Here is a 23,044-nt window from a genome sequence, read left to right as displayed (position 1 = left end):
GAGACTCATTGGAACGTCAGAACGGGGCTTGGCTGAGTCGGCTCGCTGTAAGGCTTGGGCTAAAGCTTGGGACTTGGGGAAGGGACCAGTTTGAAACTTCTGAAGTTGCTCAAACTTCGCGGCTGGTTGCTGGTGGGAACCGCTGCTTGTGGAGTCGTGTTGGCTGGCGCCGTCGCGACCCTTGGGTCGTCGGCTCGGGCCGGTGTTGCCCTCGAAGAGCGCAAGCTGCCGATGAAGTTCGGTTGGGTCGCCTGCGAGCCGAATTGCCGCGGTTGGGTCAGCGCGGTCGGCATCATCACCGCCGATACGCCCAGGGACTTCGAAGAGTTTTCCCGCGGACGCCAGCTCGGTGGCGCCACCGTGGTGCTCGATTCCAGCGGCGGATCCGTCAACGACGCGATCACGCTCGGCCGGCGCTTCCGCAATCTCGGACTTTTGACCACCGTCGGCATCAGCGTTCAGAGCCGCGGCGGGCAGACGGTTCGTCCGGCGGTCGCGCCTCAGGCCTATTGCGAATCCATGTGCGTATTCCTGCTGCTGGCCGGCAAGAAGCGCTACGTGCCGGAAGCGGCCCATGTGCGGGTCCACCAGATCTGGATGGGCGATCGCGCCGATGATGCCAAGGCGGCGAGCTACAGCGCGCAGGACCTGATGATCGTGGAGCGCGACATCGGCCGGCTCGCCAAATACACGTTCGACATGGGCGGTGCCGGCGATCTGCTGTCGCTCGCGCTCAGCGTCCCGCCCTGGGAAGATTTGCACGAGCTCGATGCAGGGGAGCTCAAGCTCACCAATCTCGTGACGACGGATCTCGTGGCCGACGTGCTGCCGCATGTCGACATCTCGGCGCCGGCAATGGCGGAGCTTGCACCGAAGACCCAGGCGAGGTTCGGTGCGGAACCGGAGCAGCCTGCCAAATCGACCAAGACGGCGGAAGCGCTGGTCCCGACGGGCAGCGTGGCCACGCCGGTTGCGGCGTCGCAGAAGTAGCCTCGAATTGCCGATTTCATTTCGGGCCCAGCGACGAGCCCGGAATCAGCCTCCGGAATCAGCCTTGCGCCGCAGCCGGCTGCTTCGCCTTCGCCTCGATCTGGCCGATGGCATCGACCACGGCATCGAAGGTCAGCAGCGTCGAGGCGTGGCGCGCCTTGTAGTCGCGGACCGGCTCGAGGAACTTGATCTCTTCCCATTTGCCTTCAGGAGGCGCGCCGTTCTCCTTCAGCATCCTGCGAACAGTTTCGCGTAACTCGCGGAGTTCGCTCGCAGTCGATCCGACGATCTGACTTGCCATGATGGATGAAGACGCCTGTCCCAGCGCGCAGGCCTTCACGTCGTGGGCGAAGTCGGTGACCTTGTCGCCCTCCATCTTGAGGTCGATTTTGACGGTCGAGCCGCACAGCTTGGAATGGGCGGTGGCGGTGGCATCCGGGTCCGACAACCGTCCGAGCCGCGGAATATTCCCGGCCAGTTCGATGATCCGCTTGTTATAAATGTCGTTCAGCATGTGATGGAGTCCAGCAGGATCGGCCTTGGCGTGCGCCGTCCACGGCCCTATATAGGGTCGGAACTGGCGGAAAAACAGCCCAGCGCTGCGGCAGTGGTGTGATCCAGAACCGTGCTGTCGGCGTTCTAACTTGCAGATCTTTTCGCCGAAACTGTTCTCTCAGGCGTCCGGCGGTTCGCCGCCCCGTCTGCCGGTGACACTCCGGCCGCAAGGCCGTCGAACGGAGTAGACATGGACGCTACCATCAAATCCATCCGCCCCAACAAGCCCTCCGACCGGCAGCCCGAGAGCCGTCCGGCGGAGCTTGATCCTTCCGAATTCCTCGCAGCCGCCGTCCGCGCCGACCAGCCGCGCCCCGCGCGCGCCGAGGCCGAGCAGGCGGTTAAGACGCTGCTCGCCTATATCGGCGAGAATACCAACCGCGAGGGTTTGCTCGACACGCCGCGCCGCGTGGTCGAGGCTTTCGACGAACTCTATCAGGGCTACCACCAGTGCCCAGCCGAGGTGCTCGATCGCACCTTCGGCGAGACCGCCGGCTATGATGATTTCGTCCTTGTGCGCGACATCGAGTTCACCTCGCAATGCGAGCATCACATGATGCCGTTCTATGGCAAGGCGCACATCGCCTACACGCCGGTGGAACGCGTGGTCGGCCTCTCGAAGCTTGCGCGCCTCACCGACATCTTCGCCCGCCGGCTCCAGACCCAGGAGCACATGACCGCGCAGATCGCGGCGGCGATCGACGAGATCCTCAAGCCGCGCGGCGTTGCCGTGCTGATCGAGGCCGAGCATACCTGCATGTCGGTGCGCGGCGTCGCCAAGCATGGCGCCTCCACCTTCACCAGCCGCTTCACCGGCATGTTCCGCGACAATCCGGCGGAGCAGGCCCGTTTTCTGTCCCTGGTGCGAGGCCTGCAGCGCTGACCTCGCGAACAGACCGGCGAGGGCGTTGTGTCCGCTCACTCTCATGAAACCGAGGAAGGTCTCGCCTTCCTTCCCAGGTTCGATGCGGCCGGCCTCGTGACCGTCGTTGCGACCGACGTCGCCACTGGCGACGTGCTGATGGTCGCGCACATGAACGACGAGGCGCTGCGCAAGACCATCGCGACCGGCGAGGCCTGGTACTTCAGCCGCTCGCGCAATGCCTTGTGGCGAAAAGGTGAGACCTCAGGTCAGACCCAGCGTGTGGTCGAGATCCGCACCGATTGCGATCAGGATGCGGTCTGGCTCCGTGTCGAGCAGATCGGTGCCGCGTGTCACACTGGCCGCCGCTCCTGCTTCTACCGCAAGGTCGAGGCCGAAGACGGCGGCGCCAGGCTCGTCTTCGTCGATGCAGACAGGCTGTTCGATCCGGACGCGGTGTACAAGAAGTAGTCCTTCCGTCATGCGGAGGTGCCGGCCCGGATTAACCCCGCATTAACCATACCTGTCCCACGGTGAGACGATTAGGGCGCCGTATTGCCGGCGCCCCTCAACGCCGCGCGGGGCGGGCATTTCATCATGTCGGTCGACAATTCCAGTGCCTCTCCGACGGCGGTTCTCGATCCGTCGCGGGCACGCGTCGCCGGTGCGATCAAGCAGGCTTCGAACGTCGGCGGCGTCAGCTTCCAGTACATGCTGACCACCGCCAAGATGGAATCGGATTTCGATCCCACGGCGGGGGCGACTACGTCATCGGCGCACGGGCTCTACCAGTTCATCGACCAGACCTGGCTCGGCACGGTGAAGGAAGCGGGCACCCAGCTCGGCTATGGCAATTATTCCGACGCCATCACCAGGACGTCGTCGGGCACCTACACCGTCGATGATCCCGCGATGAAGCGGTCGATCATGAAGCTGCGCGACGATCCGGAGGCCGCGTCTAGCATGGCGGCTGCGCTGACGCAGTCGAACAGCTTCAAGCTCACCGGCCTGCTCGGCCGCAGGCCGTCCGACAGCGAACTCTACATGGCGCATTTCATGGGGGTCGGCGGCGCCGCGAAACTGATCGCCAATGCCGAGGACAATCCGCAAGCGGTCGGCGCGCGGTTGTTTCCTAACGCGGCCTCCGCCAATCGCTCGATCTTCTACGCCAAGGACGGCCGCGCGCGCAGCGTCTCCGAGGTCTATTCGGTGCTGGATGCACGCTACGCCAGCGCGGCAAATTCGAAAGCCACCCGCAGCGCGATGGCGATGTATGGCGGCACGCCGTCGGCCACGCAGGTCGCGAGCGCCAACGGCGTACAGCCTGCCGCGCCGCTGATCGACAATGCCGCGTATCTCCAGACCTTTCCGAACACGCGCGCGGTAACGCCGGTCAGCGCGACAGCGCCAATGACGGTCGCGGACAATGCACCGAGCACGCCGGTGTTTCGCTCGATCTATCAGCCCGGCGACACCACCCAGCCGGTCTCGACGACCGTGCAGAAATTGTGGGGCAACAATGCCTCGCTCACCTCGGTCGCGACCTCGGCCGCATCGGCGACGCCCGACGTCCGGCCGCCGCAGCCGCTTGATCTCTTCAGCGATCGCAGCGGCACGTTCTCAAGCTAACACGCACCCCGTGTCTCGGACGCGTCGCAGCGTGAACGCTGCTGCGCACGTCCCGGCGCGTGCGGGTCGCCGTTGTTCCCTTAACAAAACGTCAATAAAACCAGCCAGTTATGGTGAACGCTTTGTTAAGCGTCGTGGTTTATTTTGTGTTGCAGGTGACAAGCCGTCACCGCTTCGTCTTCGTTGCGTAGCCGGAAGCACCATGATCGTTCGGCAGTTCATCAATTGGATCAGGACGGCGCCCGCTGGCGAGCGGGCTGAGGCAACGCGGGCGCTGGCCCGGGCCTGGCTGATCTCAGACCTTTCCCATGACGACCGTGTTGCTGCTGAAGGCGCGCTTCTGATGCTGCTCGACGATGCCTCGCCGCTGGTGCGGCAGGCGATGGCCGAGGCGTTTGCGCGCAGCACCGAGGCGCCGGCGTCGATCGTGCGGGCGCTGTCGGCGGACCAGCCGACCGTCGCGTTGCCCGTGCTCGAACATTCTCCGCTGCTGATCGACGCCGATCTCGTCGACATCGTCGCGACCGGCAACGACGAGGTGCAGTGCGCCGTCGCGCGCCGCATCGCGCTACCGGTATCGGTCTGCGCCGCCATTGCCGAAGTCGGCTGCGCGGCGGCAGCGCTCGAGCTGATCGAAAATCCTCATGCCGAGCTTGCGCCGTTCTCCTGGGATCGCATCGTCGAGCGTCACGGCCATCTCGCTGCGATCCGCGAGGCGATGCTGGTGCTGGAGGATCTGCCGTCCGCAACGCGCGCCGCGCTGGTGGCAAAACTCTCGGAGACGCTGGCTCAATTCGTCGTGGCCCGGAACTGGCTGACTGCTAACCGCGCCGAGCGCATCGCGACGGAGGCGCGCGACCGCTCCACCATGAACATCGCGGCGCGCTCGCGCGGCGAAGACATGGAAGGTCTGGTTCGGCACCTGCGCATCACCGGCCAGCTCACCGCGGGTCTCATTCTGCGCGCGCTTCTGTCGAGTAATCTCGACCTGTTCGATGCGGCGCTGGCTGAGCTCGCCGAGTTGCCGCTGGCGCGCGTGTCCGCGCTGCTGCACGATCGCGGCGGCAACAGCCTGCACGCGCTGCTCCGTCGCGCCGGGCTTCCCGAGACGACGTTTGCGGCCTTCCAAGTCGCCCTCGATGCCTGCCACGAGCAAGGCTTCGTCGACAGCGACGACAATGCGGCGCGGCTGCGCCGCCGCATGGTCGAGCGCGTGCTCACCCATTGCGAGACCGACCGCGGCGCGACGGAGCCGCTGATGGTCCTGCTGCGCCGCTTCGCCACCGAATCCGCCCGCGAAGAGGCAAGGCTGTTCTGCGACGAGCTGGTCGCGGACGAGACGGTTGATCCGGTGTATGGCGAGCTGATTGCGGCGTAGTTCGAGCCGGTTCCGAAAAACTCCGTCATTGCGAGCGTAGCGAAGCAATCCAGAATCCCATCGCGGGAACAGTCTGGATTGCTTCGCTACGCTCGCAATGACGAGAGGGAAAAGCTACCCCGCCGGCGCGATGCTGGGCGCCAGGATCACCTCGAGATGCTCGGGGCGGTCGCGGTTGGCGTGGGCGAGATAGTCGTCGGCGACCTTCCGCAGGCGCCGGCCGAGCTCGGCGGAGACGCTGATGCTGTCGAGTTTGGTATTCTCGTGCACGATGGCGAGGATGGCGTTGATGTGGTGCGTGAACAACTCGGCCGGCACCTTTTCGAGATCGGGCGCGTGCTCGATGACGCGGCACAGGCTCTCGGCTACGCCCGCCGCCGCCGGATAGCCGAAGGTCGCGGCATCGCCCTTGATGTCGTGCGCGGCGCGAAACAACTCGTCGCGCCTGTCCTTGGTGAAGCCGTCGTGTCGGATGGCGACGTAGGCGGCCGATAGCCGATTGATCTCGGTCGCCATCCAGTCCTTGAACTCGCCGGCGAGGCCCGCGAGTGCCTGTTCGGCGCGGCCGACCGGATCGTCCATGTCCTTCTCTTCGACACGGCGCAGGACCGACCGCAGCGGGTTGGGCTGTGTGATGATTTGATGCGTGGCGAAGGCCGTGATCTCGATGTCTCTTGCGCTGTTCTTCGCCATGGTCGGCCTCGATCGTGAGAGACGTTGCGCTAGATGGTGGAGCGGGCCTTGTCGAGCAGCGAGGGCTGCTGCAGCACCTCGTGCTTTTCGCCGACGCGGCGCTCGGGGCCCATATAGGCGGAGTTGATGTTGCGGCGCCGGTCCGGGCCGAAATAGGTCTTGGTCTTGATGAAGGGGCGGGGACTGGCGACCACGTTGAGGATGCGCTGGTAGAGCCCCTTGGCCGAGATCGGTTTGGCCAGGAATTCGGTGACGCCGGCATCGCGCGCCACCGTGACGCGGCGCTTCTCGGAATGGCCGGTCAGCATGATGATCGGCGCGTAGGGATTGCCCTTGGATTCCGGCTGCCGGATCATCTGCGCCAGCTCGAGCCCGTCGAAGATCGGCATCGCCCAGTCGGTGATGACGATGTCGGGCACATAATGGCTGTACATTTCCAGCGCCGTGGCGCCGTCCTCGGCCTCGTAGACTTCGCGCGCGCCAAAGGAATGCAGCAGCGTCCGCAGGATGCGGCGCATGTGCGGATTGTCGTCGCAGACGAGGAAACGCAGCTTGTTGAAATCGATGCGGAACATGGAGCCCGGGCCGGAGCGGTCAACTTTCGTTAACCATATCTCGCCGGGGGTTAATGAAGGGTTGCGATCTGCAGTCCGGCGAGGCGGCTCAAGAGCCGAACTGTTCGCGCAGAATACGCTCTTCCAGGCTGTGACCGGGGTCGAACAGCATGCGCATCGAGATGGTCCTGTCGGACAGCACCTCGACGCGGCGAACATCGCGCACCTCGTCGTGGTCGGCGACCGCCGCCACGGGGCGCTTGTCGCCCTCCAGCACCTCAATCACGACGTAAGCCGTGTTCGGCAGCAACGCGCCGCGCCAGCGTCGCGGGCGGAAGGCGCTGATCGGCGTCAGCGCCAGGAGCGCGGCGTTGATCGGTAGGATCGGTCCCTGAGCGGACAGATTGTAGGCGGTCGAGCCGGCCGGCGTTGCCACCATGATGCCGTCGGCGATCAACTCGGACATGCGCTCGCGCTCGTCGATCAGGATCCGCAGGCGCGCGGCCTGGTAGGTCTGGCGGAACAGGGCGACCTCGTTGATGGCGTGATGCAGGTGGACGCGGTCGTTGGCGTCGGTCGCGCGCATCAGGAGCGGGTGGATTTCGGATTCCTGCGCCGCCTCGAGACGGGCTCGAAGATCGACGGTCGAGTACTCGTTCATCAGGAAGCCGACGGTGCCGCGGTGCATGCCGTAGATCGGCTTGCCCGTATGCATGTGCTGATGCAGCGTCTGGAGCATGAGCCCGTCGCCGCCGAGCGCGACCACGATGTCGGCGTCCTTCGGATCGCAATTGCCGAAGTCCCTGGTGAGCTGGCCGAAGGCGGCTTGCGCCTCGCTGCTCGGGCTGGCGACGAAGGCGATCCGGTCGTATCGCGCTGGCTTGGTCATGGCTTCCGGGCAGGGCCGCTGGCTGGAGAAAGTTCCGCCGGGCTCGTCTAACGATCTCGACCTCGATTGTCGAGGAGGACCGCCCTTCAAAGGAGACTGGCAACTGGCCATCTCGGCCTGAAGACAAAACCGGGTCGATTTATGCCTAACCGGGCCCTTCAGGCGCGGCCGGGCCTGTGATCCCCCAAACCGTCGCAATTCCGAGCTAGCCTCACCGTCCGCGCCGGTTCTTGCAGCCGGGCAGGGAGAACGATCATGAACATGAAGATCCCGGCGCTCCGCCGTGCGACGCTGGTGCTGGTGCTGGTGCTGGCAGTGTCGGCAGTCGCGCTCGCAGGATTTGCGCGCGCCGACGATCCGCCGCAGCCGCGCGCCGAGGCGGCGGCCGGACAAAAGGGCGGTCGCGGCGGCGCACAAAGCGCGTCGCAGAATGCATCGTCATCCGCCGAGCCGCACCGTCTTCCGTCGGATTCGAACACGAAGCAGACGCTTGATCTTCCCGGCCGCACCCTCAACTTCGCAGCGACCGCCGGATCGATCCGCGTGTTCGACGGCAAGGGCGAGCCGCTGGCCGACATCGCCTATACATCCTATGAGCTCGATGGCGCCGACCGTGCGACGCGTCCCGTCACGTTCCTGTTCAACGGCGGGCCCGGAGCGTCCTCGGCATGGCTCCAGTTCGGCGCGGCCGGGCCGTGGCGGCTACCGCTCGATGGCGAAGCGCTGTCGCCGTCCGCCTCGCCCGAGGTGAAGCCGAACGCGGAGACCTGGCTCGATTTCACCGATCTCGTCTTCATCGATCCCGTCAGCACCGGCTACAGCCGCTTTGTCGCGACCGGCGATGACGCGCGCAAATCGTTCTACTCCGTCGACGGCGACGTCAATTCGATCGCGTTGGTGATCCGCCGCTGGCTGGAGAAGCACGACCGGCTGACCTCGCCGAAATACGTCGCCGGCGAAAGCTATGGCGGCATTCGCGGGCCGAAGGTGGTGCGCCAGTTGCAGCTCCAGCACGGCGTCGGCGTCAGGGGATTGATCCTGGTGTCGCCACTCCTGGACTTCCGCGAGTTCACCGGCACCAGCCTCCTGCAATATGTCGCGACGCTGCCGAGCTATGTCGCGGTGGCGCGCGAGGCGAAAGGCCCGGTCAAGCGTGCCGATCTCGCCGACGTCGAGGCTTACGCACGCGGCGAATTCCTGGCCGACCTCGTCAAGGGCGAGGCGGACAAGGAGGCGACCAATCGTCTTGCCGATAAGGTCGCCGAACTCACCGGCATCGACCAGGCGGTCAGCCGCCGGCTTGCCGGCCGCTTCGATGTCGGCGAATTCCGCCGCGAGTTCGACCGCAAGAACGGCAAGGTCACAGGGCGCTACGATGCCTCGGTGCGCGGCTTCGATCCCTATCCGGATTCGAGCAGCTCGCGGTTCGGTGATCCCTCCGGCGATGCGCTGCAAGCGCCGCTGACGAGCGCCGCGGTTGAGCTGCTGACACGCAAGCTCAACTGGCGGCCCGATGGCTCCTACGAGGTGTTGAACGGCGCCGTCGAGGGTCACTGGGATTTCGGGCGCGGCATCAACCCGCCGCAGTCCGTCTCCGAGCTGCGCCAGATCCTCGCCACGGATGCGAAGCTGAACGTGCTGGTCGCGCACGGCCTGTTCGATCTCGCCACGCCCTATTTCGGCTCGAAGCGGGTGCTCGACCAATTGCCGGCGTTCGCAACACAGCGAGTCAAGTTCGTGGTCTATCCCGGCGGCCACATGTTCTATTCGCGCGACGGCTCGCGGCAGGCCCTTCGGAGCGAGGTCGAGACTCTCATTCGGGAGTAGGCGGGCGCTTGCGCGGCTTGTATCTCCGCGCGATCTCGCGCGCCACGACGGCCGCAGGCTTGATGTTGGCGCCCGCGATCCAGACGTCACTAACCTTGCCGCGCTTGTCGCGGATGCGGCGCACCGGCTCGCCGTGGCTGGAGTAGCCGGCGGCCCAGGCGAGCTTGCCGGTGTCGCGGCCGGTGACCTCGATCTCGGCGGCGTCCATGAACGGGTTGTTGAACTGGGGATTGGCGACCAGCACGCGGTTGCCGACCGGCACGAGGTCGTTCGCGCCCCAGATCGTCCACCAGCGGCCGGTCCAGTCGCGCACGCGGCGGTCGGGTGCACCACGGGACTGAAAGACGCGCAGGATCTGCATCGCGCCGTCCATCCAGAACGGCGCCGCGCCGTCGATGGAGTTGCTGAGGATACTGATCGCGAGCTCGCAAGCGGGGATGGAGCAGGTCCGGGAGATGTAACCTTGAAAGCCGCCGCCATGGCCGAACCAATCCCAGCCGTCGGTTTTGCCGGCGTTGACGCCGAGGCCGTAATAGGTCTCGAAACTTTGCGGCACGCGCCAATGGTTTCGCGTCATCTCGCGGCGGCTCGCGACCGATAGCACGCTCTTCTTCGCATTGGGCGCGAGCTGCGCGTAGAAGCGGGCGGTATCGGCGGCGGTCGCGATGAAGCCGGCGGCGGAGGCCATCGCGTGCGCGGGATTGTCGCCGGGGATCACGCATCGCTCCCCGTACGGCAGCTTGCGGGTGTGGCCGCGCGCGAACGACGCGCCCTTGGGAAGCGGTGCATCCGGCTCGGTCTCGCGCAGGCCCGCGGGTTCGATGATCTCGCGCTTGATCCAGACCGGGTAGGGCTCCTTCGTCACGGCCTCGATGACGAGACCGATCAGGCCAAAGCCGTGATTGGAATATTTGAAGCGTGTGCCCGGCTCGATTGCAGTCGGCAGCTTCAATTCCGCGAGCAGCTCGCTCGCGTCGAGATAGGGACGGCTGTCGATGAACTGGCCGGAATCGGCGCCGTCGCGCGTCAGTCCCGCGCTGTGCGAGAGCACTTGCGCGATCGTCGTTTCGGCGACGCGCGGATGCAGGCCGGCGACATATTGGCCAACGGAATCGTCGAGCCGGAGCTTGCGTTGCTCGCGCAGCTTCATGATGCCGGCCGAGGTGAAGCTCTTCGAGTGCGAGGCAATGCGGAAGCGGTGGCGCGGGGTGAGCTTCTCGCCGGTGTCGAGATTGGCGAGGCCGAACGCATGCTCGGCAACGACCTCGCCGCGATGGACGAAGGCGACCATGACGCCCGGCTGCTGGATTGTGGTGTGCTGGAATTCAATCCAGGAGCCGATGTAGTCGATCGCGGATCGCAGCCACTTGTCCATTGCGCACCGATTTGCGAGGGGAGGATTGGTGGGCAAGCTAGCCGAGAACGCAGAACGGGCACAACCCTGCGGTTGTGCCCGGTCGCCTCATTCGAAAATGCGATGCGCTAATAGACGAGGGTCGCGCCGGTCGGCTTGTCGAGCGCGGCGGCGAGCGAGCGATATTCGGAGCTGTCAGTGCCGGCGAGCGAGGCGAGCTTGTTGAGGTGATACTGCGCCTGCTCGCGGTTGCCCTGCTCGAGCTGCCAGAGGCCATAATACTGCCAGGTGCGGACGTGGTTCGGATCGTCCTTCAGCGCCAGCTCGTAATAGACCTTCGACGACTGGTAGTCGCCGAGCTTGCGATAGGAATAGCCGATCAGATTGGCGACGTCGGCGACGTCGTCGCGCTTGAGCGACTTCAGCTGGCCGATCGCGCCGGTGTAGTCGTGATTGTCATAGATCGTGGTGTAGGCGGTGCGATAGGCAGCAAGGAATTTCGGATCGCTGATGGAGGAGCTCTTCTTCTTGCCCTTTTTGGTCGAGGTGTCCGACGCTGGCGGTGACGAGGGGGTGTCGCCACCTGCGGCATAGGCGCTGGTCAGAGCCGGCCCGGCCGCCAATGTCATGGCGACAAGTCCCGGCACAAGAAGCGTTGAGAGTTTGCGCATCGAAGTTCTCCGGTATGGAACGTGGCGATCCTACACGATTGCCCAAAGACCGGAACACCCATCAGGCAAAAACATTCCCGGCATCCCGGCCTATTCGTCCTGCGGCCGGATGACAAACTTGTCATCCAGATGAACGGAAGCCTGCTGCGGGCTTCAGATTGGGTTCAGTGCGTGCCCTCTAGCCTCCAACCTACGATCAAAGGGTTGGCGAGAGGGCGCCCGCCTCAAGATCCTTCCAAGAGGAGACCAACCATGTTGAAGACGATTTCCGCAGCCTTGCTCGCAGCTTCCGTAATCGCGGCCCCGGCCTTCGCAGCCGAGACCGGCAAGACCACGACGACCACGCCGGTGATCAAGGCGGACCAGAGCCAGACCAAGGTGTCGACCACCGCCGCGAAACCCGACGCCGGCCTCAAGGCTGGTGCCAAGGCTTCGGACGTCAAGGCTTCGGACGTCAAGGCCGACGCCAAGGTGGACGCGAAGTCGAAGGCGATGAATGCCAACGCCGCGGTCACACCCGACGAGCACAAGACCGTGCGCACGCATCGCCACCACCACAAGCATCTCTCAGCGAAGAAGTCGCTGAAGACGCAGCCGGACGTGACCAAGCCGGCGACGATGGACAAGCGCAGCTAACCACTGATCCTGCGCGGCGGCGTCCTAGCATTGCCCCAGCCGCCGCGTGAGGAATTCAGGCCGGCCCGTTCGTCACGCCTTGCGCGAAAGCTCGAGGTGCTGGCGGCGGGCCGGTACGACCGTGATGATGCCCGCGAGCAACGTCCCAGATTTGGCGGCCGCAACCAAAACCTCGAAAACAACCCCATGCACAGTACCCGATGCTAGATAAATCAATGGTTTGACGGGTGGCTCATCTGCGGATTTTACGAAGCCGTTTGACTTGTCGGGCAAAACACCTGTAGACAATGCATCATTGCAACCTTGGGGCTGGAACGTCTCCGAGACTGATCGAGCGGAGAGCGTGAGCGGTGCGGCGACTAGCGGAACGCGCAGTGAGCTTGGCGTTGATGCTGGCACTGCCGCTGGCGCTCACGGGATGTTTCGGCAGCGGCGGTGATCGTCCGGCTCTGATGGAGGGGACCCAGGCCGGAGGCCCACAACCGTTCCCGGATAATTTCCGCGGCGATACGCTGGCCTTGATGCGCACCTACCTGAACAACCCCGTCGGCGTGCGTGACGCCAGTATGGCCGAGCCGGTGCAGCGCGAGGTCGGCGGCCGGCAGTTCTATGTCAGCTGCCTGCACTTCACCCCACGCGAGACCGACGGCACCTACAAGGCCATGAGAGAACGCGCCGTGATCTTCGTCAACGGCCGGGCGGACCGCGTCGTCGATCGCGCCAACGAGCTGTGCGCGGGCGCGGTTTACGTAGCCTTTCCGGAACTTGAAAAGATGACGCGGTAGCGCAAAGCCCACCTTCATCGCCGGGTGATAGAACAGAGCCCGCCGGAGTTGCGGGATCACATTTCGGCGAGCTTTGAACGGGGTGGCTTTGCGTTGCGACTAATCGGTACGGCAGGTTGCAGCCGACGGAAAAAAACCGTCGGTACCAGCCTGCGGGACGGAACAAAACGGCGTTGTTGCCGCTCCGTCACAGTCACGAACGATCAACGTTCCGGCATCGCCGCGAAGCAACCCAATTCACGCCACGTTGTTTCCTGAGTGTCGTAATTGAAAGAACGGGGATGATCATGAAGAGGATTTTGCTGGGTGCAGTTGCCCTGCTTGCGCTGGCCGCGCCGGCTGCCGCAGCCGACATGCAGGCGCGCACCTACACCAAGGCTCCGGCCTACACGCCGCCGCAGGTGATCTATAACTGGACCGGCTTCTACATCGGCGGCCATGTCGGCGGCGCCTTTGCCGGCGACAGCAGCTTCCAGTCGAGCGACGCGCGCTTCCTCGGCGGTGTCCAGGGCGGCTTCGACTACCAGTTCGCGCCCAATTGGGTCATGGGTGTCGAGGCCCAGTATTCCTGGCTGCCGACCAACAACAGCGGTGCCACGTTCCCGCTGGGCACGCAGGTGACCTCCAATACCGACCAGCTCGGCTCGGTGACTGGCCGCATCGGCTACACCTGGGGTCCGACGCTGCTTTACGCCAAGGGCGGTTATGCCTGGCGCAACGGCGGCCTTGGCGTCAATATCGCCGGCGTTCCGCAGACCTTCACCGCCACCGGCAACAGCAAGGACGGCTACACTGTCGGCGCTGGCCTCGAATACATGTTCGCGCCGAACTGGTCGGCCAAGGCCGAGTACCAGTATTACAACTTCGGCAGCACGACGATCACCTCCGGTCCGGTCGACGTTGTCGGCGTCCGCGGCCGGGAGGACGAGCATACCGTCAAGGTCGGTGTGAACTACCGCTTTGGCTGGGGCGGTCCGGCAGCCTCGCGCTACTGACGCGCCACCAATGACCACGAACTAACAAAGGCCGGCTCTCGCCGGCCTTTCGTTTGCCCGGCCCTCGTTGGCGAGTTTTGTTTGCATTGCGTCAACCATCTGGCGCGTCATTTGCAAGCAAACGTTCTGGCGGGCGCGTTCTCACGCGCGTCATGGAGCTCGGGTAAAGCAAAAATAATTTTTGCCGCTTACGGAACTCGCGCGCCGGAACGCGTTATATGACGATTACCGGGCTGGTGGGACGACGGACATGCGTATCTTGGTGTCGGCAGTGGTGCTCTCGTGCTTCGTCGGTTTGCCGTGCGCTGCCCAAACAATCCTCAAATCCGAGCCTCTGATGCTGGCACCCTATGAGGTGGCCTTCGTCAAGGATGCCTCGTGCTCTTCCGGCAAGGTGCTGAAGGTCACCGGCGCGATCCGCGGGCTGCATCGCCGGAAGGCCTGCGTGGCTCTGGCTGGCGAGCAGGCCTCGCTCGCGACCGCAACGCCCTGAGATTTTCCTGAGCTCTGGCTTCCCGACTTCGAGCTGTCCTCAGGAATTGAGCTCAAGCTCCATCCTGGCCTGGCGATCGGCCTCGGCTTTGTTCCGGGCCGGGTCCTCACCCTGTGCGGCCCGGCACGGCTTGATCTCATAATCGTTGTCGAGCACCCGGCGGGGCCCGGGACGGTTGTCATCCGCGGAGATGTCCACGACGAGGCCACTTCGCTGCGCGAGCCTCCAGACGTCGGCCTCGTCAGGATAGGCCTTGCTGATCTGGGCGTCGTTGCAGAACAGGGCGTAGGGCATTCTTCCCGCTCCCGGAAAGCGCATTAACGACTTTGCGGGGGAGGGGTTCCGTTCGTCGGTCGATCACGCGGCCGTGATCGAAGTCGCCGGGGCCTGAGTCCTTAACGAGTCCTGAATCCCGAAAAAAAGAATCCCCGGGACTCGTTTGGCGGAATCAGGGGATGTTTTCGGGCATGACGACCGACCTGAAAACCTCTTGCGGGCACATGCTGCTGCCCCTCACGCTGGCCCTTTTCGGCGCCTGCGCGGCCAATCTCTGGCTGGTGTGGTCCTGGCTGTAGCCCGCGACGGGAGGCCCCGGCTTTACTTGTCAGCCGGCGGACGGGGGGAGGCGTCGCCGATGGCGGCGCGCAGTTTGGTCAGGGTTGCCGCGCAATATTCCTCGCGCTCGCGCTCGAACCGCTCCTGATGCTTGCGGAAATTTGCGATGCGGGCCTGCATCTCGGTGCGGACGTCGTGGCTCGCCATCCGCGGCGGAGGCAGAGGTAAGGGCTGCGGCGGAGCGGCCTGAAGTGGCTCGGTCTCGACGACGGTGTTGGCGGGGACGATCTGCACCGACACGGCCACTGCCGCCGTCGGGATCTCCGGTGGATGCAAGTCATCCTTTTTGCCGGTTACCGATTGGACGAAGGCCATTGTCTGCGCAATCAGCGCGTCGCGTTCCGCGATCCACTTCATGGTGCACCCCTGTTGGGGCTATTCCAGCAAAGCTGGCCAGCCGAATCAAGAAGGTGTTGGGCGGGGGATTGCATATTTTTCCCGACCGCCCGACAGTGGGGAATGGATGCCAAAGCAGACCATTCGACCGAAGCGGAGGGCCTGAGACTCGTCCGCGCGTTCCTGTCGCTGCCGCCCGACAAACGGGCGGAGGTGATCGCGATCGTTGAGGAGTTGGCCCGCGCCAAACGCCGTCCCGAGGAGGGCGCCGACGTCTCGCCGGTGTGAGCGCTAGCGCTCCCGCGGATTGAGGTTGGGCTCGAACGGGGCCCCGACCACCCGAACTGGCGTCGGAGCGATCATGCCGATCGCCGACGCTTCTGCCTGCTGCTTTGCCGGAGCCGGTTCGAACAGCGCAATTGCTCCAGCCAGTGCGCTACAGCACAGCGTAACGGTCGCCAGCAGAAATATGTTTCGGTTTTCTTCCCTGATCCGCATGGACCGACAACGACTGACGCCGGCGACCGGTTCCGGTTTTCCACGCCAGGCTCGCACCCCGAATAGTCCGAAGCTTACGCGAAGCTTACGGCGAAAGCCTAAATAGTTAGTTTTCCGTAAGACTACACGGGATGTTTGGCATCAAATCTTAACGTCAGCTGGTTCCAATGCACGGTGCTGGGAATATGCGCCGGCGGAAATCACTGGGGCGGCTGCAATGAGCGTTTTGAACAATCTGAAGATCGTGTGGAAGGTCGCGCTGATCGTGGCCGTGATGGGCTTTGCCATGGTCGCCGTCGCGGGCTTCGGCACGCGCGAACTCTCGGCGACTGTCGACGGCTTCGCCGAGCTTTCCGCCGCGCAATCCTCAGCGCTCAACTTGACGCGAGCCCAGCGCCGCGCCGAGACCTATCATGCCGCGCTCTATGCGGTCTTCACCGAGGCGACGGAGGCGGGCAACGCCAACCGCCTCAAGGCCGCGACCCAGAACCGCGATGAAATCCGCCAATACCTCGACGCAGCCGAGCAGGACGATCCCGCGCGCGCGAGCCAGATCAAGAGCATCGGCGACCAGCTGAAAGCCGTATTCGCCGGCTGCGATCCGGTGCTGAAGGCAGGCTCGCTCGCAAGCAGCCCGGAAGAGAACGCGAAGGCATCCGAACGCGCGCACAAGGAGTGCGACCCGGTGATGGATGCGGCCCTGGGGCGCATTGCCCAGTTCGTGGGCGAGACCGCACAGGCGGTTGCCAAGCGCAAGGACGCCATCAACCGCGACGCCAGATCCGCAACCTGGACCGTGATCGGCGTCAGCGCCGGCGGCCCGATCCTGGGTATCGCGATCGCGCTGTTCATCGGCCTCAACGCGATGTCCCGGCCGATTGCCCGCCTCAAGCTCGCCATGGAGGGCCTTGCCCGCAACGATCTCAAGACCGAAGTGCCCGAGAAGGACCGTCGCGACGAGATCGGCGACATGGCCAGGACGGTCGAAATCTTCAAGACCAACGGGATCGAGGTCGAGCGCCTCAAGGCTGCGCAGGTCGAAGTGGAGAAGCAGGCCGCCGATCAGCGCAAGCGCGACATGGTCAACCTTGCCGACGGCTTTGAGCGCGCGGTCGGCGAGATCATCGAGACGGTGGGCTCGGCGTCCACCGAGCTCGAAGCGTCGTCCTCGACGCTGGCCACCACCGCGCAACGTGCGCAGGAACTGACCTCCGTCGTCGCGGTCGCCTCGGGCGAAGCCACGGTCAACGTGCAGTCGGTTGCGACCGCCACGGAAGAACTGTCCTCTTCGGTTAACGAGATCAGCCGGCAGGTGCAGGAATCCGCGCGGATGGCGGGCGAGGCCGTCACCCAGGCCCGCACCACGACGGAGCGCGTCAGCGAGCTCTCGGTTGCGGCGACGCGCATCGGCGATGTCGTCGAACTGATCAACACCATTGCCGGCCAGACCAACCTCCTGGCGCTCAACGCCACGATCGAGGCGGCACGTGCCGGCGAGGCCGGCCGCGGCTTTGCCGTCGTCGCCGCCGAGGTGAAGACGCTGGCCGAGCAGACGGCGAAGGCGACCGGCGAGATCAGCCAGCAGATTTCCGGCATCCAGACCGCGACCCAGGAATCCGTCAACGCGATCCGTGACATCTCCGCGACGATCGAGCGGCTGTCGGAGGTGTCCTCGACCATCGCCGCGGCCGTCGAGGAGCAGGGCGCCGCAACCCAGGAGATTTCGCGCAACGTGCAGCAGGCCGCCCACGGCACCCAGAAGGTCTCCACCAACATCGCCGACGTGCAGCGCGGTGCGGCCGAGACCGGCTCGGCCTCCTCGCAGGTGCTTTCCACCGCCAAGATGCTGGCGACCGACAGCAACCGGCTGAAGGACCAAGTCGGGAAATTCCTCCACACGGTGCGCGCCGCTTGAGTCAGCGCGGCGGCTTTCGTCCGCCGCGCTACGCACTCATCGCGCCAGCAGAAATCCCATGGCGAATGCGAACAGCACGGCCGTCATGACGACGGCCGCCGCCGCGCCGGCGGCGATCCTGGCCTTCTCTTTGGCTGTGGTGGGGCGCATCGGGGCCGGACGCGACAGATGACGTAAGCAGGTTCGCTTGCGGACCATTTCGGACCGCTCGCTTTGCCTGTATAGTGCGGCTGCGCCGGAATTCACATCCCGCCCATGACCGCCAAGCGTCCACCCGTGCTCGCCCATGAGCGGTTCGCCGCCGACCGCGATAATTTCGCGGGCCTCGATCTCGCCGCGCGGTTCGAGCGGATCGAGCAGACCAACCTGTGGGGCGCAGCCAGTTCGGTGTCGGGCCTCGGCTCCGAGGATCCCGCGACCGCCGCGATCCGCGAGGCGCTTCCTGCACTGCTGCAACGGCTCGGCGCGCACTCGCTGCTCGATGCGCCCTGCGGCGACGCGGGCTGGATCGGCCGCATCAAGCTGGATATCGACTATACCGGCATCGACATCGTGCCGTCGCTGATCGCGGCCAACAGCGAGCGCGCGGCCCGGGGAGAACTCGTCGGCCGCTTCCGCGTTGCCGACATAACGCGCGATGCGCTGCCGAAGGCCGATGTCATTCTTTGCCGGGACTGTCTGGTCCATCTGAGTTTCGACAACATCTCTCGCGCCATGGCGAACTTTCGCGCCAGCGGCGCGCATTTCCTGCTGGTCACGACGTTTCCCGAATGGGACGGCAATCGCGATTGCGAGGACGGCGACTGGCGGGCGCTGAACATGGAGAAGGCGCCGTTCGACTGGCCGGCACCGCGCGCGCTGATCAACGAGCGTTGCGAAGAAGGCGACGGCGGCTGGCGGGACAAGAGCCTCGGGCTGTGGGCGATGGATGAACTGCCCGATGGTGTCCTCACTGCCCGGGGGATATGACGGACGCGAGCGGAACGTCCGTTGCGTCAGTGATTGCCGTCGCGCTATACTTTGGGTTGCATGATGCCGTCTCGCATTGCGGTGACGATGCCGGAGCACGCCATGAGACCGAGTGTTGTCGTGGTCGCCATGCTGGTCTGGTGCTGTGCGCCCGCGCTGGCGCAGCAGGACGGCGCTGCGCTCTACGCAAGCCACTGCGCGCAATGTCACGACGGCGGTGATGGCCAGAGCCGTGTGCCCGGCCGCGGCGCCATGCAGGCGATGTCGTTCGATCATGTGCTGGGAACGCTGACTTCCGGCAGCATGGCGGCGATGGCGAAGGACCGCAGCGACTCGGAACGGCGCTCGATTGCTGCCTTCGTCACCGGCAAGGCCGCGGTGGGCGACAATGCAGTCGATGCGGAGGGACGCTGCACGCAGCAGGTCAACTTCTTTCCGCAGCCGCTCGATGGTCCGCGCTGGAATGGCTGGGGCGTCGACGCTGGCAACAGCCGCTTCCAGCCGGCCGACATGGCCGGCCTGACCGCGGAAGAGGTGCCGCGCCTGCGGCTGAAATGGGCTTATGCCTTTCCCGGCGCCTCGGTGTCGTTTGCGCCGCCGACCATCGTGGGCGGTCTGCTGTTCATCGGCGGCACCGACCGCAAGGTGCACGCGCTCGATGCGCGAAGCGGCTGCACGTTGTGGACGCTGCCGACCGATGCCGCGGTGCGCGCGGCGATCAGCTTCGGGCCGCTTCCCGGCACCGATCAGTTCGCGATCTTCTTCGGTGACTTGCGCGCCAATGCCTATGCGGTGAACGCACTGACTGGCGCGCTGATCTGGAAGGCGAAGATCGAGGAGCATCCGGCAGCGCGCATCACCGGAGCACCGACGCTGCATTCCGGCGTGCTCTATCTCCCGGTCTCCTCGCTCGAGGAGGCCGCCGGTTCGCAGGCCAGTTACGAATGCTGTACTTTCCGCGGCAGCGTGGTCGCGCTCGAGGCAATGACCGGCAAGCCGGTGTGGCAGGCCTACACGATCCCCGAGGTGCCGCACCCGACCGGCAAGAATGCAAGAGGCACGCAGCTGTTCGGCCCGTCCGGCGCGGCGGTGTGGTCGGCACCGACGATTGATCCGAAACGCAACGCCGTCTACGTCGCGACCAGCAATTCCTATTCGAATCCGCCGGCCGCAACCGCCGATGCGGTCCTCGCTTTCGAGCTTGCGACCGGTAAGCTGCTCTGGAAGCAGCAAGCGACCCCGAGCGACGCCTTCATCGTCGCGTGCTTCGGCGCGGACAAGACCAATTGTCCTGAAGATCACGGGCCTGACCACGATTTTGGCCAGTCGCCGATCCTCGTGACCTTGCGTGACGGCAGGCGCGTTCTCGCCATCGCGCAGAAGTCCGGCGTCGTGCACGCGCTCGATCCTGATGATGGCGGCAAAATCCTGTGGCAGACGCGGATCGGGAAGGGCGGTGCGCTCGGCGGCAGCGAGTGGGGCTCGGCCGCCGACCAGGATCGCATCTATGTCGCGAACTCCGACGTGCGGTTCCTGCGCGATGGTACGCGGCGGCTCGATTCCACCCAGGGCGGTGGCCTGTTCGGCCTCGACCTCGCCAGTGGAAAAATTGCGATGGAAGTATCTCCTGTCGCCTGTGGCGATCGCCTCCAATGCAGCCCTGCGCTCTCGGCTGCCGTGAGCCTGATCCCCGGCGTCGTGTTTTCCGGCGGCGTCAGCGGCTTCCTGCGCGCCTACGCGACAGCCGATGGAAAGCTGTTGTGGGAATACGACACGGCGCGAGACTATACGACGGTGAACGGCGCCCCTGCGCATGGCGGCGCGATCGACGGCCCCGGGCCGATCATCGCTGGCGGCATGCTCTACACCAATTCCGGCTACGGACAATGGGGCGGCGTCGCCGGCAACGCACTGCTGGCGTTCGAGGTTGCGAAGGAGTGAGGGTCCGTCCTGGATCGCCCTGCGCTCCAGCCGAGCGACAGAACCCGTCAGCCAACTGAGAGGAAGGAGTTTCGATGATCGGCGCGAGGTGTCGTTGCGGCGCGCTCACACTGTCGCTTCCGGGACCGTCCGGCCTCGTCGTCGCCTGCCACTGCATTGACTGCCAGCGTCGAACCGGCGCGCCGTTCGGAGTCGGTGCGTTCTATCCGGCGGAGGGCGTTGCGATCTCGGGGGCGTCGAAGGAGTACGTCCGGACAGCCGCAAGCGGCGGCCAGGTCCGTAGCTATTTTTGCCTCGAGTGCGGTTCGACGGTCTATTGGAAGGCAGACAATCTGCCTGCGATGATCGGCGTTGCCGTCGGCGCGATCGCGGCTCCGAACTACCCGGCCCCCATCCGATCGGTTTTCGAGCAGTCGAAACATGCCTGGGTGGAGATATCAGGTGCTGAGCACTTCCACCAAGGCAGCGCGCCGAAGCATTCGAAGTGAGAGTTGCGCGTCAAATTTTGCGCCAATGCTTCGCGGCGGGATGAATTAACGCCGTTCCCGTTCGGTTCCCGCCGAGAGGCGTTGGAATTTGCGGCAGCCCCTCTGCTTCGCGTGAGACAATAGCTAGCGGTCCGGATTGGAACGAACGTCACAAAAACTCGTTTGCCGACCGGAGCTAACGATGAATAACGCGAAAATTTTCGAACCTTTCTTGAAGCGGTTGCGGGTCAGCACCGAAATTGATGAAGAGGACGAGGTCGCTATCCGTGATCTGCCAATCACGGTGAAGCGGATGGCTGGCGGTCAGCCGGTCGTTTCTCTCGGAGATCGACCTTCGGCATGCTGCCTTGTCGTTGATGGCTTCATCCTGAGATCCAAGATCGTCGGCAATGGCCACCGCCAAATCATGGCCTTTCACCAACCCGGCGACATTCCCGATCTGCAGGGTCTCTTTCTCCATGTGATGGACCATGACGTCAGCACCCTTGGCGATAGCGTTCTCGGCTTCATTCCGCATGCAGCGGTGCGTTCGCTGATAAGAAAGCGGCCCAACGTGGCTCAAGCGCTTTGGCGCGATACACTGACTGACGCCGCGATTTTCCGGGAGTGGATTTGCAACGTCGGTCAACGCGAAGCCACAAGCCGCGTGGCGCACCTCGTGCTTGAGCTTTACACCAGATTGAAAGCGATCGGCCGAGCGGACGGCCTGTCCTTCGATTTTCCGGCCTCGCAGGCACTCCTCGCCGACGCCGTTGGCACGAGTGTGGTTCACATGAATCGGGTCGTTCAGCAGCTGCGTGCTCAGCGCGTGTTGGACTTGGAGCGGGGACGAATATCGATCCTTGATGAAGCCAGGCTGCGCGAAATAGCAGACTTCGATGTGCTTTACCTTCATCTCAATCCTTCGCTGTGAGCCATGAAGTTTTACTTCGACATCAAGGACGACTTCTTTGCTGCGGTCGACGAGGATGGGATGGATTTGCCCGGCCCGGAAGCCGCCGAAAAAGAGGCGATCGCGATGGCGACCTCCATTGCTAGAGACGTCGCGTCGGCAAAGGGGACGCAGGTCCTTATTACAGTCAGGAACGAGAAGCACCCGCTGCTCGAGTTGAGTGTGACGGTCGCTCGGAAAGCTCTGACGTGATTGCGTCGGAAATCGATTCTAGGCGTCGTTAGCCCCTAAGGACGTTCAAGAGACCCTTGGGCCGCTGCTGACGATGAAATGGCTGAAGGACGAACAGGGGTCTGCCACGAGCGCAAAGGTGATGGGCTTGGTCATTTTAGATGTTCCTGTTTGTGAGTGACAGGACCATCGTGATTCAAACAATCGTATACCGCGCCTGATTTGCGGGGCGTTGCAGTTTAAGTGGGCTCATTGCAACGAAGTTCTTGCGTGCGGTTGCTCACAGATGGCGCGATGGCCGTATGGCACTGATGTCCAACTCTCAAAAGGGGACCGGTAATGAGCCGCGACTGGACGATTCGGTGGAAGGGCCTGATCTTTGCTGGCCACGGCGTGATGCTTGCACTCGTCGTGAACAAATTTGTTTTCGACGGACCAGGTTGGAGCAAGTTCCCCGTGATGCTCTTCCTGGCGGTAGTCTTTGGCGTGATCGGCCATCGCATTGGACGAAAGCAAATGCGCGACAACGTTTGACGTATACGACTTCTGGACCCAAGCTTCACGGTGAGGACAATTGTAATGCACCACGGCTGCCCCGTCGTGAAAGCTGGTGCATCGACAAATAACCGAAAGTTTCGCCGACTACCCTGGGTAGGGCCCGCTAAGTTGTCGATTCCGGCGGCGAATGGTGCCGGCTGAGGGGATTGAACCCCCGACCTTCGGTTTACAAAACCGCGTGTCTGTAAACAGGATATCTCTCAACGAACCAAGAATGGCAAAATTTGTTGACGGTATAGGAGGTTAAACGGACAGCCTAAATCGACCGCTTGTGGAATGGGCCTTGGACC

Annotated in this window: 26 protein-coding genes; 18 read left to right on the top strand and 8 right to left on the bottom strand. The window is 64.2% G+C overall.

Annotated features, from left to right (window positions below; genetic code table 11):
* Positions 1-90 precede the first annotated feature (90 nt).
* Positions 91-990, top strand: coding sequence for a COG3904 family protein (locus AC0L27_RS28145; protein ID WP_354208626.1), 900 nt, complete (start codon positions 91-93; stop codon positions 988-990).
* A 58-nt stretch (positions 991-1,048) separates the two neighbouring features.
* Here AC0L27_RS28145 and AC0L27_RS28140 read toward each other — a convergent pair whose 3' ends face one another.
* A complete protein-coding gene (locus AC0L27_RS28140; RefSeq protein WP_354058546.1) occupies positions 1,049-1,504 on the bottom strand; it encodes an iron-sulfur cluster assembly scaffold protein in 456 nt (151 codons plus the stop codon).
* A 231-nt stretch (positions 1,505-1,735) separates the two neighbouring features.
* Between AC0L27_RS28140 and folE the strand changes: the two genes are divergently transcribed.
* The 4 genes from folE to AC0L27_RS28120 all read left to right on the top strand — a co-directional run bounded on the left by folE (position 1,736) and on the right by AC0L27_RS28120 (position 5,414).
* Positions 1,736-2,428: a GTP cyclohydrolase I FolE gene (gene folE / locus AC0L27_RS28135; RefSeq protein WP_007602630.1), complete on the top strand. Its 693-nt coding sequence runs from the start codon at positions 1,736-1,738 to the stop codon at positions 2,426-2,428.
* 27 nt (positions 2,429-2,455) lie between these two features.
* The gene (hisI, locus tag AC0L27_RS28130) at positions 2,456-2,878 is read left to right on the top strand and encodes a phosphoribosyl-AMP cyclohydrolase (RefSeq protein ID WP_275168366.1); all 423 of its coding nucleotides are present in this window, start codon (positions 2,456-2,458) and stop codon (positions 2,876-2,878) included.
* A 126-nt stretch (positions 2,879-3,004) separates the two neighbouring features.
* Entirely contained in the window at positions 3,005-4,036 is a 1,032-nt protein-coding gene (locus AC0L27_RS28125) for a lytic transglycosylase domain-containing protein (RefSeq protein WP_354208627.1), read from the top strand.
* 202 nt (positions 4,037-4,238) lie between these two features.
* Positions 4,239-5,414 (top strand): DUF2336 domain-containing protein, encoded by a 1,176-nt coding sequence (locus tag AC0L27_RS28120; RefSeq protein WP_354208629.1) that lies wholly within the window; start codon positions 4,239-4,241, stop codon positions 5,412-5,414.
* Between the two features lie 114 nt (positions 5,415-5,528).
* Here the strand turns inward: AC0L27_RS28120 and AC0L27_RS28115 are convergent, their stop codons facing one another.
* The 3 genes from AC0L27_RS28115 to AC0L27_RS28105 all read right to left on the bottom strand — a co-directional run bounded on the left by AC0L27_RS28115 (position 5,529) and on the right by AC0L27_RS28105 (position 7,550).
* Positions 5,529-6,107: an Hpt domain-containing protein gene (locus AC0L27_RS28115; RefSeq protein ID WP_354208630.1), complete on the bottom strand. Its 579-nt coding sequence runs from the start codon at positions 6,105-6,107 to the stop codon at positions 5,529-5,531.
* 29 nt (positions 6,108-6,136) lie between these two features.
* Positions 6,137-6,682: a response regulator gene (locus tag AC0L27_RS28110; protein ID WP_007602647.1), complete on the bottom strand. Its 546-nt coding sequence runs from the start codon at positions 6,680-6,682 to the stop codon at positions 6,137-6,139.
* Between the two features lie 88 nt (positions 6,683-6,770).
* Positions 6,771-7,550, bottom strand: coding sequence for an NAD kinase (locus AC0L27_RS28105; protein ID WP_007602648.1), 780 nt, complete (start codon positions 7,548-7,550; stop codon positions 6,771-6,773).
* A gap of 255 nt (positions 7,551-7,805) precedes the next feature.
* Here AC0L27_RS28105 and AC0L27_RS28100 point away from each other — a divergent pair, with 255 nt between their 5' ends.
* Positions 7,806-9,377, top strand: coding sequence for a S10 family peptidase (locus AC0L27_RS28100; RefSeq protein WP_354255055.1), 1,572 nt, complete (start codon positions 7,806-7,808; stop codon positions 9,375-9,377).
* Here the strand turns inward: AC0L27_RS28100 and AC0L27_RS28095 are convergent.
* Together AC0L27_RS28095 and AC0L27_RS28090 are read right to left on the bottom strand one after the other, a co-directional pair.
* Positions 9,364-10,752, bottom strand: a complete 1,389-nt coding sequence (locus tag AC0L27_RS28095) for a serine hydrolase domain-containing protein (RefSeq protein ID WP_354208631.1) — start codon at positions 10,750-10,752, stop codon at positions 9,364-9,366. The genes AC0L27_RS28100 and AC0L27_RS28095 overlap by 14 nt on opposite strands.
* 107 nt (positions 10,753-10,859) lie before the next feature.
* Entirely contained in the window at positions 10,860-11,402 is a 543-nt protein-coding gene (locus tag AC0L27_RS28090) for a tetratricopeptide repeat protein (RefSeq protein ID WP_354058561.1), read from the bottom strand.
* A 252-nt stretch (positions 11,403-11,654) separates the two neighbouring features.
* Here AC0L27_RS28090 and AC0L27_RS28085 point away from each other — a divergent pair, with 252 nt between their 5' ends.
* The 4 genes from AC0L27_RS28085 (at position 11,655) to AC0L27_RS28070 (ending at position 14,311) form a co-directional block, all read left to right on the top strand.
* On the top strand, positions 11,655-12,038 hold the full coding sequence (locus AC0L27_RS28085) for a His-rich protein BRANT (protein WP_473320990.1): 384 nt from the start codon (positions 11,655-11,657) through the stop codon (positions 12,036-12,038).
* 389 nt (positions 12,039-12,427) lie between these two features.
* Positions 12,428-12,823 (top strand): hypothetical protein, encoded by a 396-nt coding sequence (locus tag AC0L27_RS28080; protein WP_354208677.1) that lies wholly within the window; start codon positions 12,428-12,430, stop codon positions 12,821-12,823.
* 287 nt (positions 12,824-13,110) lie between these two features.
* Positions 13,111-13,818, top strand: coding sequence for an outer membrane protein (locus AC0L27_RS28075; RefSeq protein WP_354208633.1), 708 nt, complete (start codon positions 13,111-13,113; stop codon positions 13,816-13,818).
* Between the two features lie 250 nt (positions 13,819-14,068).
* Entirely contained in the window at positions 14,069-14,311 is a 243-nt protein-coding gene (locus AC0L27_RS28070) for a hypothetical protein (protein ID WP_354058567.1), read from the top strand.
* A gap of 39 nt (positions 14,312-14,350) precedes the next feature.
* Here the strand turns inward: AC0L27_RS28070 and AC0L27_RS28065 are convergent, their stop codons facing one another.
* On the bottom strand, positions 14,351-14,605 hold the full coding sequence (locus AC0L27_RS28065; protein ID WP_275168356.1) for a hypothetical protein: 255 nt from the start codon (positions 14,603-14,605) through the stop codon (positions 14,351-14,353).
* Between the two features lie 303 nt (positions 14,606-14,908).
* Positions 14,909-15,283, bottom strand: coding sequence for a hypothetical protein (locus AC0L27_RS28060; RefSeq protein ID WP_275168355.1), 375 nt, complete (start codon positions 15,281-15,283; stop codon positions 14,909-14,911).
* A gap of 102 nt (positions 15,284-15,385) precedes the next feature.
* Here AC0L27_RS28060 and AC0L27_RS28055 point away from each other — a divergent pair, with 102 nt between their 5' ends.
* The 8 genes from AC0L27_RS28055 to AC0L27_RS28020 all read left to right on the top strand — a co-directional run bounded on the left by AC0L27_RS28055 (position 15,386) and on the right by AC0L27_RS28020 (position 22,730).
* Positions 15,386-15,550 carry a hypothetical protein gene (locus tag AC0L27_RS28055; protein ID WP_275168354.1) on the top strand — a complete coding sequence of 55 codons (165 nt, stop codon included), beginning with the start codon at positions 15,386-15,388 and terminating at the stop codon, positions 15,548-15,550.
* Between the two features lie 427 nt (positions 15,551-15,977).
* The gene (locus AC0L27_RS28050; RefSeq protein ID WP_473320986.1) at positions 15,978-17,675 is read left to right on the top strand and encodes a methyl-accepting chemotaxis protein; all 1,698 of its coding nucleotides are present in this window, start codon (positions 15,978-15,980) and stop codon (positions 17,673-17,675) included.
* 255 nt (positions 17,676-17,930) lie between these two features.
* Complete coding sequence (locus tag AC0L27_RS28045) at positions 17,931-18,644, top strand: class I SAM-dependent methyltransferase (protein ID WP_473320985.1); 714 nt, start codon at positions 17,931-17,933, stop codon at positions 18,642-18,644.
* 102 nt (positions 18,645-18,746) lie between these two features.
* On the top strand, positions 18,747-20,585 hold the full coding sequence (locus AC0L27_RS28040; protein ID WP_473320983.1) for an outer membrane protein assembly factor BamB family protein: 1,839 nt from the start codon (positions 18,747-18,749) through the stop codon (positions 20,583-20,585).
* A gap of 74 nt (positions 20,586-20,659) precedes the next feature.
* Positions 20,660-21,073, top strand: a complete 414-nt coding sequence (locus tag AC0L27_RS28035) for a GFA family protein (RefSeq protein WP_275168348.1) — start codon at positions 20,660-20,662, stop codon at positions 21,071-21,073.
* Between the two features lie 181 nt (positions 21,074-21,254).
* The gene (locus AC0L27_RS28030; protein WP_275168347.1) at positions 21,255-21,986 is read left to right on the top strand and encodes a Crp/Fnr family transcriptional regulator; all 732 of its coding nucleotides are present in this window, start codon (positions 21,255-21,257) and stop codon (positions 21,984-21,986) included.
* A gap of 3 nt (positions 21,987-21,989) precedes the next feature.
* Positions 21,990-22,217 (top strand): DUF6894 family protein, encoded by a 228-nt coding sequence (locus AC0L27_RS28025; RefSeq protein ID WP_275168346.1) that lies wholly within the window; start codon positions 21,990-21,992, stop codon positions 22,215-22,217.
* A 318-nt stretch (positions 22,218-22,535) separates the two neighbouring features.
* Positions 22,536-22,730, top strand: coding sequence for a prolipoprotein diacylglyceryl transferase (locus AC0L27_RS28020; protein ID WP_275168345.1), 195 nt, complete (start codon positions 22,536-22,538; stop codon positions 22,728-22,730).
* Positions 22,731-23,044: the final 314 nt, after the last annotated feature.

This window comes from Bradyrhizobium sp. Ken51 (genome assembly GCF_055807435.1).
Note: the sequence above shows the minus strand (reverse complement) of the source record. Positions and strands in the feature narration are given on the sequence as shown.